Genomic DNA, 13,067 nt, shown 5'->3' with positions numbered 1-13,067 from the left:
CCTTATCCGACGCTGTGTTCAAGACTGATGGCGAGGAGTTTTTGTGCTTCAACGGCAAATTCCAACGGCAGCTCCGAGAACACGTCTTTGCAGAAACCGTTAACAATCATCGAGATGGCGTCTTCTTCGCTGATCCCGCGTTGCAGGCAGTAAAACAGTTGATCTTCACCAATACGTGATGTCGTTGCCTCGTGTTCCAGTTGCGCACTATTGTTACGACACTCAACATACGGGAAGGTATGCGCCCCACAATTAGCGCCAATCAGCATTGAGTCGCACTGAGTGAAATTGCGCGCATTGGTTGCCGTCGGCATGATTTTCACTAAGCCGCGATAACTGTTCTGACTATGTCCGGCAGAGATCCCTTTCGAGATAATGGTCGATTTGGTGTTTTTACCGATGTGGATCATCTTGGTGCCGGTATCCGCTTGCTGATGACCGCTGGTCAGCGCCACTGAGTAAAACTCACCAATGGAGTTATCGCCGCGCAAAATGCAGCTGGGATATTTCCACGTAATCGCTGACCCGGTTTCTGATTGCGTCCATGACATTTTGCTGTTTTCGCCTTCGCACAAAGCACGCTTGGTGACGAAGTTGAGAATACCGCCGGTGTTGTTATCGCCAGGAAACCAGTTTTGTACCGTGGAATATTTCACCTCGGCGTTTTTATGGATGATGACTTCCACCACTGCCGCGTGTAACTGATAGCTGTCACGCACCGGAGCGGAACAGCCTTCAATGTAGCTGACGTAGCTGTCTTCGTCGGCCACCAGAATGGTGCGCTCAAACTGCCCGGTTTTTTCTGCGTTAATGCGAAAATAGGTGGAAAGTTCCATCGGGCAGCGCACGCCTTTAGGCACATAAATAAACGTACCGTCAGAGGCTACCGCCGCATTAAGCGCGGCAAAGAAGTTGTCATTCCCCGGCACCACGGTGCCGAGATATTTACGCACCAGTTCCGGGTGATCGTGGATCGCCTCACCAAAGGAACAGAAAATAATTCCCTGCTCCGCCAGTTTTTCGCGATAAGTAGTGGCAACCGAAACTGAGTCGAAAATGGCATCCACCGCCACCTCTTTGCCTTCCCGCACGGGAACGCCCAACTGCTCAAACGCCGCCTCCACCTCTTTACTTAAAAAGGCGTTCGCGCCAGTTTGCTGCACCGCGCCAGGTTCAGACGCGCAAGTGTCGTCACAATTACCGCACGATGGTGCTGAGTAGTAGCTGTAATCCTGATAATTCAGCTTGTCGTAGTGCGCTTTCAACCAGTGCGGTTCTTCCATCTCCAGCCATGCGCGATAGGCGTTTAGACGAAACTCCAGCATCCACTCCGGCTCATTACGCTTCGCCGAAATTGCGCGCACCACCTCTTCGTTTATCCCCTTTGCCAGCTCATCGGTGGCTAACTGGGTGAAGAATCCTTCTTTATAATTCAGCGGGCCGCCGGTCCAGGTTTTGACATCGTCAGTTGCTTCAGTATTACGAGACATAGTACCGCCTATACCCCAAAGCTTTCGCCACAGCCACATTCATTCTGGGCTTTAGGGTTGTGAAATTTGAATATCTGATTAAGTCCTTCACGAACGAAATCGACTTCCGTGCCATCAATAAACGGCATCGCTTGCAGCGGGACAAACAGCTTCGCGCCGTCGTGTTCAAACAGCAGATCGTCTTTGTCCGGCTCGCTAACACTGTCGAGCACATAGCCAAAGCCCGCGCAGCCCGTTTGCTTCACGCCTAAGCGCACGCCGACCATACCCGGCTGCTTTGCCACCAGCTCACGGATGTGTATCGCCGCTGCGGGTGTCAGCGTTAAGCCTTGCCAGGCGAAATCTTGTGGGTTAAAGGTTCCTGAATGCATGTCCATCGATTTACCTCACTTCATCGCTTTCAGCGTATAACAGCATGTTAGTGATAATGATTATCAGTTCAACCCAGCAAACGCAGGGGCTTTACCGTAAAACATGCTTTTTGCCTGCTTTTAATAAGCATAGACCCTGATGTGTGGGTTAACAGGCACGCTAAGAATTAGGTATCTCATTGTTAGATAATGGTTATTATCTAAGGAGCATTAAGGCTGTGATGAAAAAGAAAAAGTTGTATTGAAAATGACTATTTAAGAGATAGGTAAAAAAGTGCAGCGTTCAGAAATAAGAAAACCCTTAAGTCTGTGCGACACAGGCTTAAGGGTTTCTACCCCATCCGGCGCTTATCTCCGGCACTCTCAGTGGCTTAGCTCTTGAAGGGGCGATAAGAATAATCTCATAAAGCTAACCCGCCGTTTTAACACAAACTGCGATTAGTATTATTTTTGAACAATATCAGGCGGGTAGATAAACAGTATTAAGAAGGTCATCGAACCTGGACGGAGGTTAATCCAGGTCGATTTGGCGAACTTGCGGCATTAAGTCAGGATCAATGCACGCCCAGACGCCAGGCAAAGTAGATTTCTTCTTTTAACTCAGCAGAAGAGAGAGTAAGCAGGTCAGCAAATTCAAGTTCTAGTTGTTTCAGACGTTTGAGATATTGGGCAGGTGAAAGATTGCTCTGGTCACGGCGTAAAAATTCAATGGCCAGCTGGGTGGGATCAAGTTGAGTAGACATAGCATCCTCGCTTTTAGACAAGACCTGCACAGTATACCACCGTTTACTGTGCAGATAATGACCAAAAGCAATATGCGTCACACTTTTCTGGTGACAACGTCACAAAATGGCGGTCGTCAATCGTGACGAACAGCACAAACGCCCTTTCTCATCGAAGATTTCAATCTGCCAGACCTGGTGACGCGAACCGAGATGCAACGGTTTGCATACGCCGCGCACCCGCCCTTCTCGTGCCGAGCGGACGTGGTTAGCATTGATTTCCAGACCAACCACTTTTTGCTCACCTTCGGTACATAAATAACCGGCAACGGAACCGATACTTTCGGCCAGTACCACGGATGCACCTCCATGTAGCAACCCGAAAGGCTGCTTTGTCCGCGAGTCTACTGGCATTGTCGCTTCAAGGGTGTCATCACCAATATGTTCAAAGCGAATATCCAGTAACCCCACCATGTTTCCTTCACCCATGGCATTCAGTGCTTCCAGGGTGATTTTTCGTTTCCATATCATTTAATAATCTCCAGTAAAGCCTGCACAGGATGGCGTACCCCCGTGCCTTCAACCCGTTTGACCTGACTACGGCAGGAATATCCGGTCGCCAGACAGCGGTTACGCGGCAGTCGCTGCATAGCCTGATGCCAGGATAACTCATAGATCCCGAGCGAATTTTTATGGTTTTTCGCTTCATGTCCGTAAGTCCCTGCCATGCCGCAGCAACCCACGCTGACATTTTCCAGTTTCGCGCCAAAACGGGCAAATATCGCGGCCCATTGTGCTGGCGCACCCGGCAAGGCGGTAACTTCGGTACAGTGACCAAAGAAATACCATGATTCACCGCTGACTGTAGCCACTGGCTGTGACTCAAGTGCGCTTGCCAGCCATTCATTCGCCAGTAAGACGTTAAACTCGCCACGTTCCTCGCCCAGCGCCAGTTTATATTCATCGCGATAACAAAGTACCAGCGCCGGATCGACGCCCACCATTGGCATCCCCAGCTTCGCCATACGGTTGAGGAAATCCGCCGTCTTTTTCGCCGTCTTCGCAAAACGATTAAGAAAACCTTTAATATGCTGGGCTTTGCCATTTGGCGAAAATGGCAGTAACACAGGCTGGAAACCTAATTTTTCAACCAGACGGACAAAATCCGCCACCACTTGCGCATCGTAATAGCTGGTAAAGGGGTCCTGCACCACCAACACCGTGCGCGCTTTCTGCTCTGCATTGAGAGCTTCAAGCTGTTCCAGCGTCATGTTTGCCGAGCGATGCCCCACCATTTGTTGTTGTAGCGAGGGGACCGACAGCAGCGGCAAATCAACCATGCCGATATGTTTTTCCGAGAGTTTGCGCATCAGCGGCTGGTTAATGAAGAAGTTAAAGGTTTTCGGCGCGCGTGCCATCAGCGGTGCGTAGCTCTCGACCGTAGCGACGAGGTGGTCGCGCAGCGGGCGTAAATAACGGGTGTGATAGAGCTGCAGGAAACGAGAGCGAAACTCCGGCACATCAATTTTGATGGGGCACTGGGTCGAACAAGCTTTACAGGCCAGACAGCCCGACATCGCCTCTTTGACTTCGTGTGAGAAGTCATATTCGCCTTTATTCGCATGCCAGCTATTGCGCGTGCGGGCAATTAACGTCCGTAAACTGACGCCGGATTCAGGCAGTTCTTGTTCCAGTTTGAGTGGGTCAACGCCGCGATCCGCCAACAAGCGCAGCCATTCACGCACCAGCGTTGCGCGCCCTTTCGGTGAATGAATCCGGTTCTGGGTGATCTTCATCGACGGACACATCGGACTACGGGCATCAAAGTTGAAGCATAAACCGTTGCCGTTACACTCCATCGCACCGCGCCACTGCTGGCGTACCGCAATGGGGATCTGCCGATCGAATGTACCGCGCTTCACCGCGTCCACTTTCATCATCGGCGCATCGAGACCTTCTGGCGGGCAAATCTTCCCTGGGTTGAGTCGGTTATGCGGGTCAAATGCCGCTTTCACTTTGCGCAGTTCTGCAAAAAGTTCCTCACCGAAAAACGCCGGGCTGTATTCAGCGCGAAAACCTTTGCCGTGCTCGCCCCACAACAAACCACCGTATTTCGCAGTCAGCGCCACCACGTCATCAGAGATTTGCTTCATCAAAATCTCTTGTTGCGGATCGCACATATCCAGTGCCGGACGGACGTGCAAGACACCTGCGTCGACGTGACCGAACATACCGTAGCTTAAGCCGTGGCTGTCGAGCAGCGCGCGAAATTCAGCAATATAATCGGCCAGATGTTCCGGCGGTACGCAGGTATCCTCAGCAAACGGAATTGGCTTAGCGGCACCTTTGGCATTGCCAAGCAGACCAACGGCTTTTTTGCGCATCGCATAGATACGTTCAACACCCGCCAGCTCGCGGCACACCTGCCAGCCGATCACTCCTGCCTGTTGGCTGGCAATCAGCTCATCAAGCCGCACACAGAGTGCATTAACTCGCTCGTCAATCAGTGCCTCATCATCACCAGCAAATTCCACAATGTTCAGCCCGAGCATCTCTTTATCAGGCACATCGGTAATCAACTCGCTGACGGAATGCCAGACAATATCTTCCCGCGCAAGGTTGAGCACTTTTGAGTCCACCGTCTCTACCGAAAGCGCCCGCGCCTCAACCATAAACGGCGCGTTACGCAGCGCGGAGTCAAAAGAGTCATATTTGACGTTCACCAGACGGCGCACTTTAGGCAAGGGCGTAATATCCAGCCGCGCTTCGGTAATAAAGGCCAGCGTCCCTTCTGAACCCGTCAGAATGCGCGTCAGGTCGAACTCGGTCATCTCATCGTTAAAGACATGACGCAGATCGTAACCGGTAAGAAAGCGGTTAAGTTTGGGGAAGTTGTCGATGATTAACTGGCGTTGCAGACGGCAACGTTGATAAACCGTGTTATAAATTCGCCCGATAGCGGTATTGGTTTTACCCAGCGTTTCCGCCAGCTCGACGGGTAAAGGTTGCGTATCGAGAATATCGCCCCCCAACAACACCGCGCGTACGCCAAGTACGTGATCTGACGTTTTGCCATAGACCAGCGATCCCTGACCAGAAGCATCGGTATTGATCATCCCACCGAGCGTTGCCCGGTTGCTGGTCGAAAGTTCCGGCGCAAAAAAGTAGCCGAACGGTTTCAGGTACTGATTGAGTTGATCTTTTATCACCCCGGCCTCAACGCGCACCCAGCCCTCTTCAGGGTTAATTTCGATGATGCGGTTCATATGGCGGGACATATCAACAATAATCCCCTGGTTGAGCGCCTGACCGTTAGTGCCGGTGCCGCCGCCGCGGGGGGTAAAGATCAGCGATGAATAGCGTTCCTGCGCGGCAAGACGGGCGATCAGCGCCACATCTGCGGTTGAACGCGGAAATACCACCGCATCGGGGAGAAGTTGGTAAATACTGTTGTCGGTCGACATTGTCAGACGATCGGCATAACTTGTCGCCGTATCGCCGGTAAAACCTTGTTGCTCCAGCTCTTGCAAAAAATTAAGCACCAGTTGAACGACGCCGGGTGCCTGGGAAATCTGTGGAATCATTATATTGACCCTTTCCTGCGGTCTGTGATGTAGGTCGATACACTATTCTTTCAGGCGGCTGCAATAGCGCACTGAAAGGTGATGTTTATTTACTCTATGGATTTCGAGTTGCAGGAAGGCGGCAAGCGAGTGAACTCCAGGAGCTTACAATAGTAAGTGACTGGGGTGAACGAACGTAGCCGCAGCACATGCAACTTGAAATACGACGAGTAAATCGTTTGCGTGTTGCCTGAGTTGTTGTACCACATTTTTTTCTAACACGCCCATCAGAATTAAGGGCAGAATCGGCCTGTTAAAAATCGCTGAAATTGCTCATCATTATGCAGGTGAGTTTCGCGTATTCACGTCGCGTCGACGATTTGACGCACAAAAAAGGTGAAAAGTAGTTATGGTAAATGTTCGTCAGCCCAGGGATGTCGCACAAATTCTGCTTTCGGTGCTGTTTTTAGCCATCATGATTGTGGCATGTCTGTGGATTGTTCAACCCTTTATTCTCGGCTTTGCATGGGCCGGTACGGTGGTTATCGCCACCTGGCCGGTATTGTTACGTTTGCAAAAGATCATGTTTGGCCGCCGCTCTCTCGCCGTTCTGGTGATGACGCTGTTATTAGTGATGGTGTTTATCATCCCTATTGCTTTGCTGGTTAACAGTATCGTCGACGGCAGCGGCCCGCTAATTAAAGCCATTTCCAGCGGTGACATGACGTTACCCGATCTGGCGTGGCTTAATACCATTCCGGTGATTGGCGCGAAGCTGTATGCAGGCTGGCACAACTTGCTGGATATGGGGGGGACGGCGATCATGGCGAAAGTCCGCCCTTATATTGGCACCACCACCACCTGGTTCGTTGGGCAGGCGGCGCATATCGGGCGCTTTATGGTGCATTGTGCGCTGATGCTTCTCTTCAGTGCCCTGATGTACTGGCGCGGTGAACAGGTGGCACAAGGCATTCGCCATTTTGCAACCCGTCTGGCAGGCGTTCGCGGAGATGCCGCCGTGCTGCTGGCGGCACAGGCTATCCGCGCGGTGGCGCTGGGTGTGGTGGTGACGGCGTTAGTACAGGCAGTGCTTGGCGGTATCGGCCTCGCCGTATCCGGCGTACCTTATGCAACGTTGCTAACGGTGTTAATGATCCTCTCCTGCCTTGTCCAGCTTGGCCCGTTGCCGGTACTGATTCCGGCGATTATCTGGCTCTACTGGACTGGCGATACCACCTGGGGAACGGTATTGTTAGTGTGGAGCGGTGTGGTTGGCACGCTGGATAACGTCATCCGCCCAATGTTAATTCGCATGGGTGCCGATTTACCGCTGATCCTGATTCTCTCTGGCGTTATTGGTGGTTTGATTGCTTTCGGGATGATCGGTCTGTTTATTGGTCCGGTTCTGTTAGCCGTTTCCTGGCGTCTGTTTGCCGCGTGGGTGGAAGAAGTCCCGCCGCCGACGGACCAACCGGAAGAAATTCTCGAAGAACTTGGCGAAATCGAGAAACCGAATAAGTAATTTCTCATCAGGCGGCTCTGCCGCCTGATTGTTAACCACCGCTAATTGATATTTGCTTGCTCTTCCCCATATTTTCCTGCTTACCGCCATTCAGCTGGTAGTACCTGTCGCAAATTCTTTACAGTTTTTAAACTAATGAGACGAATCTGATCGACGCAAAAAGTCCGTATGCCTACTATTAGCTCACGGTTATAAATCAACATATTGATTTATAAGCATGGAAATCCCCTGAGTGAAACAACGAATTGCTGTGTGTAGTCTTTGCCCATCTCCCACGATGGGCTTTTTTTTAACATTTTTCCGCTTCGCTACCTCGCCCCTCACTCTTTCCAATAATGTTGCACAAGATACTGTGACTCTCTTCAAGCCGTCAGCAGGCTGATAATGTTATTTATATTTTATTGTTTATTTCATGCAGCCATTACACGATGAACGCTTATGAACTCCAGGCACTCCGCCATATTTTTGCCATGACTATTGATGAATGCGCGACCTGGATTGCCCAGACCGGTGACAGTGAAAGCTGGCGTCAGTGGGAAAATGGCAAGTGTGCCATTCCTGATCGTGTAGTCGAGCAACTGTTGGCTATGCGTCAGCAAAGAAAAAAACATCTTCATGCCATCATAGAGAAAATAAATAACCGCATCGGCAACAACACCATGCGTTTTTTCCCCGACTTAACCGCATTTCAACGAGTCTACCCTGATGGCAATTTTATTGACTGGAAGATCTATCAATCGGTAGCTGCTGAATTATATGCACACGATCTGGAGCGGCTTTGTTAATTTTTCCACAGAAAGGAATTGTCGTTGTTACAACAATAATGAACGGATGCTGACACAACATCGCTTCACTTTTTAAAGCACCTTTGCTAAGTAGAACCTATGAAAAATCCCTATTTCCCTACCGCACTTGGGTTGTATTTTAATTACCTGGTGCATGGTATGGGCGTCATTTTGATGAGCCTGAATATGGCCTCGCTGGAGACACTTTGGCAGACTAATGCCGCGGGTGTCTCGATAGTTATCTCATCGCTGGGCATTGGTCGATTAAGTGTCTTGCTTTTTGCAGGATTATTATCCGATCGCTTTGGTCGCCGCCCTTTTATCATGCTCGGGATGTGCTGCTATATGGCCTTCTTTTTTGGCATCCTGCAGACCAATAACATCATTATCGCTTATGTTTTTGGCTTTCTGGCGGGAATGGCAAACAGTTTTCTCGATGCAGGCACTTATCCCAGTTTGATGGAAGCTTTTCCACGCTCACCTGGGACAGCCAATATTTTAATTAAAGCATTTGTTTCCAGCGGACAATTTTTATTACCGCTAATCATTAGCCTGTTAGTGTGGGCTGAACTGTGGTTCGGTTGGTCCTTTATGATTGCTGCAGGCATTATGTTTATTAACGCTCTGTTTTTATACCGTGGTACGTTCCCACCCCATCCGGGTCGTCGCTTACCTGTCATAAAGAAAACCACCAGCTCTACGGAACATCGCTGTTCAATTATCGATTTAGCCAGTTATACCTTATATGGCTATATCTCAATGGCAACGTTTTATCTGGTTAGCCAGTGGCTGGCACAGTACGGACAATTTGTTGCAGGCATGTCATACACTATGTCGATCAAACTACTCAGTATCTACACCGTGGGTTCGCTGCTTTGTGTATTTATTACCGCTCCACTCATTCGTAATACCGTTCGCCCAACAACATTACTGATGCTGTACACCTTTATCTCATTTATTGCTCTGTTTACCGTCTGCCTGCATCCCACATTTTATGTGGTGATAATATTTGCTTTTGTCATTGGTTTTACCTCTGCTGGAGGTGTTGTGCAAATTGGCCTGACGTTAATGGCTGAACGTTTCCCTTACGCTAAAGGTAAAGCTACAGGGATCTATTACAGTGCGGGCAGTATTGCGACCTTTACTATTCCGTTGATTACGGCTCATCTGTCCCAAAGAAGTATTGCCGATATTATGTGGTTCGATACCGCCATCGCTGCCATCGGTTTTTTACTGGCACTGTTTATCGGCTTACGCAGCCGCAAAAAAACGCGGCATCACTCGCTAAAGGAAAATGTCGCTCCGGGTGGGTAATGCAATATTCTTTTCAGGTCATGCAAGATCTTACGGATAAATAACTCTTTCTGCGCTAACTAAGGAAAATCGCGATCAAAAACAAACTATGACATGCAATATTCCTGGAAACATAAACTTTATGCCATGTACCCAGGGAAAATCATCTTCAGTATAGTAATTATGTAAACCGTCGGAGAACAATACGTACGGTAACGAAATTATCTTTCAGCAAGGAGCTGTGAAAATGTCTCAAAATAAGGCTTTCAGCACGCCATTTATCCTGGCTGTTCTTTGTATTTACTTCAGCTACTTCCTGCACGGCATTAGTGTTATTACGCTTGCCCAAAATATGTCATCTCTGGCGGAAAAGTTTTCCACTGACAACGCGGGCATTGCCTACTTAATTTCCGGTATCGGTTTGGGGCGATTGATCAGTATTTTATTCTTCGGTGTGATCTCCGATAAGTTTGGTCGTCGGGCGGTGATATTAATGGCAGTAATAATGTATCTGCTATTCTTCTTTGGTATTCCCGCTTGCCCGAATTTAACTCTCGCCTACGGTCTGGCAGTGTGCGTAGGTATCGCTAACTCAGCGCTGGATACGGGTGGCTACCCCGCGCTCATGGAATGCTTTCCGAAAGCCTCTGGTTCGGCGGTCATACTGGTTAAAGCGATGGTGTCATTTGGGCAAATGTTCTACCCAATGCTGGTGAGCTATATGTTGCTCAATAATATCTGGTACGGCTATGGGCTGATTATTCCGGGTATTCTATTTGTACTGATCACGCTGATGCTGTTGAAAAGCAAATTCCCCAGCCAGTTGGTGGACGCCAGCGTAACTAATGAATTACCGCAAATGAACAGCAAACCGTTAGTCTGGCTGGAAGGTGTTTCATCGGTACTGTTCGGTGTAGCCGCATTCTCGACCTTTTATGTGATTGTGGTGTGGATGCCCAAATATGCGATGGCTTTTGCTGGTATGTCAGAAGCTGAGGCATTAAAAACCATCTCTTATTACAGTATGGGCTCGTTGGTCTGTGTCTTTATTTTTGCCGCACTACTGAAAAAAATGGTCCGGCCCATCTGGGCTAATGTATTTAACTCTGCACTGGCAACAATAACAGCAGCCATTATCTACCTGTACCCTTCTCCACTGGTGTGTAATGCCGGCGCCTTTGTTATCGGTTTCTCAGCAGCTGGCGGCATTTTACAGCTCGGTGTTTCGGTCATGTCAGAGTTTTTCCCAAAAAGCAAAGCCAAAGTCACCAGTATTTATATGATGATGGGTGGACTGGCTAACTTTGTTATTCCGCTGATTACCGGTTATCTGTCGAACATCGGCCTGCAATATATCATTGTTCTCGATTTTACTTTCGCGCTGCTGGCCCTGATTACCGCAATTATTGTTTTTATCCGCTATTACCGCGTTTTTATTATTCCTGAGAATGATGTGCGGTTTGGCGAGCGCAAATTTAGCACCCGGTTAAACACAATTAAGCATAGAGGTTAAAGGAGTTAATTATGGATGTTACCGCAAAATACGAATTGATTGGGTTGATGGCTTATCCTATCCGCCACAGTTTATCGCCTGAAATGCAGAATAAAGCCTTAGAAAAAGCGGGATTGCCATTTACCTATATGGCCTTCGAAGTGGATAACGATAGCTTTCCCGGAGCAATTGAAGGATTAAAAGCTCTAAAAATGCGCGGAACTGGTGTATCAATGCCGAACAAACAACTGGCGTGTGAATATGTTGATGAATTAACGCCAGCAGCCAAACTGGTGGGTGCCATCAACACCATCGTTAATGATGATGGCTACCTGCGCGGCTATAACACCGACGGCACGGGCCATATTCGAGCCATTAAAGAGAGCGGTTTTGATATCAAAGGCAAAACAATGGTGCTGTTAGGGGCCGGAGGTGCCTCAACGGCGATTGGCGCGCAGGGGGCAATTGAAGGTTTAAAAGAAATTAAACTCTTTAACCGTCGGGATGAGTTCTTCGATAAAGCCCTCGCCTTCGCGCAGCGGGTTAACGAAAACACCGATTGTGTCGTCACGGTTACCGATCTCGCCGATCAGCAAGCCTTTGCTGAAGCCCTGGCTTCCGCCGACATTTTAACCAATGGCACAAAAATGGGTATGAAACCCCTTGAGAATGAATCATTGGTTAATGATATCAGTCTGTTACATCCGGGACTGCTGGTCACTGAATGCGTGTATAACCCGCATATGACGAAGTTATTGCAGCAGGCGCAACAAGCTGGTTGCAAAACGATTGATGGATACGGCATGTTGTTGTGGCAAGGGGCTGAACAGTTCACGTTATGGACTGGCAAAGATTTCCCTCTGGAATATGTTAAACAGGTCATGGGGTTCGGTGCCTGACAGGCTGACCGCGTGCAGAAAGGGTAAAAAATGAAAACCGTAACTGTAAAAGATCTCGTCATTGGTGCGGGCGCACCTAAAATCATCGTCTCGCTGATGGCGAAAGATATCGCCCGCGTGAAATCCGAAGCTCTCGCCTATCGTGAAGCGGACTTTGATATTCTGGAATGGCGTGTGGACCACTTTGCCGACCTCTCCAATGTGGAGTCTGTCATGGCGGCGGCAAAAATTCTCCGTGAAACCATGCCAGAAAAACCGCTGCTGTTTACCTTCCGCAGTGCCAAAGAAGGCGGCGAGCAGGCGATTTCCACCGAGGCTTATATTGCTCTCAATCGTGCAGCCATCGACAGCGGCCTGGTTGATATGATCGATCTGGAGTTATTTACCGGCGATGATCAGGTTAAAGAAACCGTCGCCTACGCCCACGCGCATGATGTGAAAGTTGTCATGTCCAACCATGACTTCCATAAAACGCCGGAAGCCGAAGAAATCATTGCCCGTCTGCGCAAAATGCAATCCTTCGACGCCGATATTCCTAAGATTGCGCTGATGCCGCAAAGTACCAGCGATGTGCTGACGTTGCTTGCCGCGACCCTGGAGATGCAGGAGCAGTATGCCGATCGTCCAATCATCACGATGTCGATGGCAAAAACTGGCGTAATTTCTCGTCTGGCTGGTGAAGTATTTGGGTCGGCGGCAACTTTTGGTGCGGTAAAAAAAGCCTCTGCGCCAGGGCAAATCTCGGTAACTGATTTACGCACAGTATTAACTATTTTACATCAGGCATAAGCAATAATATTTCGGCGGGAATATCCTCCCCCGCCGAACTAAAAAAATATATTCAACCGTATTTAATAAAAATATTTCGTGAGTCTCTGTGCGCTAATTATCCATCTGGCGTAGGGAAAATCACACCTGAATCAGGAATTA

The 13,067-nt window shown here is 49.1% G+C and carries 11 protein-coding genes and 1 other RNA gene; 7 read left to right on the top strand and 5 right to left on the bottom strand.

Annotation, left to right across the window (positions count from 1 at the left end; genetic code table 11):
* Positions 1-2: 2 nt before the first annotated feature.
* The 5 genes from sufB to K0778_RS01885 all read right to left on the bottom strand — a co-directional run bounded on the left by sufB (position 3) and on the right by K0778_RS01885 (position 6,167).
* Positions 3-1,490: a Fe-S cluster assembly protein SufB gene (gene sufB / locus K0778_RS01905; RefSeq protein ID WP_000089364.1), complete on the bottom strand. Its 1,488-nt coding sequence runs from the start codon at positions 1,488-1,490 to the stop codon at positions 3-5.
* An 8-nt stretch (positions 1,491-1,498) separates the two neighbouring features.
* Positions 1,499-1,867: a Fe-S cluster assembly scaffold SufA gene (sufA, locus tag K0778_RS01900; protein WP_000367160.1), complete on the bottom strand. Its 369-nt coding sequence runs from the start codon at positions 1,865-1,867 to the stop codon at positions 1,499-1,501.
* 548 nt (positions 1,868-2,415) lie between these two features.
* Positions 2,416-2,604, bottom strand: coding sequence for a YdiH family protein (locus K0778_RS01895; RefSeq protein ID WP_001296104.1), 189 nt, complete (start codon positions 2,602-2,604; stop codon positions 2,416-2,418).
* A gap of 99 nt (positions 2,605-2,703) precedes the next feature.
* Positions 2,704-3,114 carry a 1,4-dihydroxy-2-naphthoyl-CoA hydrolase gene (gene menI, locus K0778_RS01890; RefSeq protein WP_000637986.1) on the bottom strand — a complete coding sequence of 137 codons (411 nt, stop codon included), beginning with the start codon at positions 3,112-3,114 and terminating at the stop codon, positions 2,704-2,706.
* Positions 3,111-6,167 carry an FAD-binding and (Fe-S)-binding domain-containing protein gene (locus K0778_RS01885; protein WP_001619501.1) on the bottom strand — a complete coding sequence of 1,019 codons (3,057 nt, stop codon included), beginning with the start codon at positions 6,165-6,167 and terminating at the stop codon, positions 3,111-3,113. The genes menI and K0778_RS01885 overlap by 4 nt, the downstream gene beginning before the upstream one ends.
* Before the next feature lie 388 nt (positions 6,168-6,555).
* On the opposite strand from K0778_RS01885, the gene ydiK reads away from it, so the two are divergent.
* The 7 genes from ydiK (at position 6,556) to aroD (ending at position 12,926) form a co-directional block, all read left to right on the top strand.
* Complete coding sequence (ydiK, locus tag K0778_RS01880) at positions 6,556-7,668, top strand: AI-2E family transporter YdiK (RefSeq protein WP_063084891.1); 1,113 nt, start codon at positions 6,556-6,558, stop codon at positions 7,666-7,668.
* Positions 7,669-7,853: 185 nt separating this feature from the next.
* Positions 7,854-7,961: antisense sRNA RprA (gene rprA / locus K0778_RS01875), an RNA gene on the top strand.
* Between the two features lie 135 nt (positions 7,962-8,096).
* On the top strand, positions 8,097-8,453 hold the full coding sequence (locus tag K0778_RS01870) for a YdiL family protein (protein ID WP_001310864.1): 357 nt from the start codon (positions 8,097-8,099) through the stop codon (positions 8,451-8,453).
* Between the two features lie 99 nt (positions 8,454-8,552).
* Complete coding sequence (locus K0778_RS01865) at positions 8,553-9,767, top strand: MFS transporter (RefSeq protein ID WP_001619504.1); 1,215 nt, start codon at positions 8,553-8,555, stop codon at positions 9,765-9,767.
* A gap of 226 nt (positions 9,768-9,993) precedes the next feature.
* The gene (locus K0778_RS01860; RefSeq protein WP_001301286.1) at positions 9,994-11,259 is read left to right on the top strand and encodes an MFS transporter; all 1,266 of its coding nucleotides are present in this window, start codon (positions 9,994-9,996) and stop codon (positions 11,257-11,259) included.
* Positions 11,260-11,270: 11 nt separating this feature from the next.
* Positions 11,271-12,137, top strand: a complete 867-nt coding sequence (ydiB, locus tag K0778_RS01855; RefSeq protein ID WP_063084892.1) for a quinate/shikimate dehydrogenase — start codon at positions 11,271-11,273, stop codon at positions 12,135-12,137.
* Positions 12,138-12,167: 30 nt separating this feature from the next.
* Entirely contained in the window at positions 12,168-12,926 is a 759-nt protein-coding gene (gene aroD / locus K0778_RS01850) for a type I 3-dehydroquinate dehydratase (protein WP_000860163.1), read from the top strand.
* Positions 12,927-13,067 lie beyond the last annotated feature (141 nt).

This window comes from Escherichia sp. XD33 (assembly GCF_019375075.1).
GTDB classification, from domain to species: Bacteria; Pseudomonadota; Gammaproteobacteria; order Enterobacterales; family Enterobacteriaceae; genus Enterobacter; species Enterobacter flexneri_A.
This window is presented reverse-complemented; position numbering and strand designations above follow the sequence as displayed.

Excerpts from the sequence above, each read along its gene's own strand:
- sufB (WP_000089364.1), bottom strand. The coding sequence starts at position 1,490 with ATGTCTCGTAATACTGAAGCAACTGACGATGTCAAAACCTGGACCGGC.
- sufA (WP_000367160.1), bottom strand. The coding sequence starts at position 1,867 with ATGGACATGCATTCAGGAACCTTTAACCCACAAGATTTCGCCTGGCAA.
- K0778_RS01895 (WP_001296104.1), bottom strand. The coding sequence starts at position 2,604 with ATGTCTACTCAACTTGATCCCACCCAGCTGGCCATTGAATTTTTACGC.
- menI (WP_000637986.1), bottom strand. The coding sequence starts at position 3,114 with ATGATATGGAAACGAAAAATCACCCTGGAAGCACTGAATGCCATGGGT.
- K0778_RS01885 (WP_001619501.1), bottom strand. The coding sequence starts at position 6,167 with ATGATTCCACAGATTTCCCAGGCACCCGGCGTCGTTCAACTGGTGCTT.
- ydiK (WP_063084891.1), top strand. The coding sequence starts at position 6,556 with ATGGTAAATGTTCGTCAGCCCAGGGATGTCGCACAAATTCTGCTTTCG.
- K0778_RS01870 (WP_001310864.1), top strand. The coding sequence starts at position 8,097 with ATGAACGCTTATGAACTCCAGGCACTCCGCCATATTTTTGCCATGACT.
- K0778_RS01865 (WP_001619504.1), top strand. The coding sequence starts at position 8,553 with ATGAAAAATCCCTATTTCCCTACCGCACTTGGGTTGTATTTTAATTAC.
- K0778_RS01860 (WP_001301286.1), top strand. The coding sequence starts at position 9,994 with ATGTCTCAAAATAAGGCTTTCAGCACGCCATTTATCCTGGCTGTTCTT.
- ydiB (WP_063084892.1), top strand. The coding sequence starts at position 11,271 with ATGGATGTTACCGCAAAATACGAATTGATTGGGTTGATGGCTTATCCT.
- aroD (WP_000860163.1), top strand. The coding sequence starts at position 12,168 with ATGAAAACCGTAACTGTAAAAGATCTCGTCATTGGTGCGGGCGCACCT.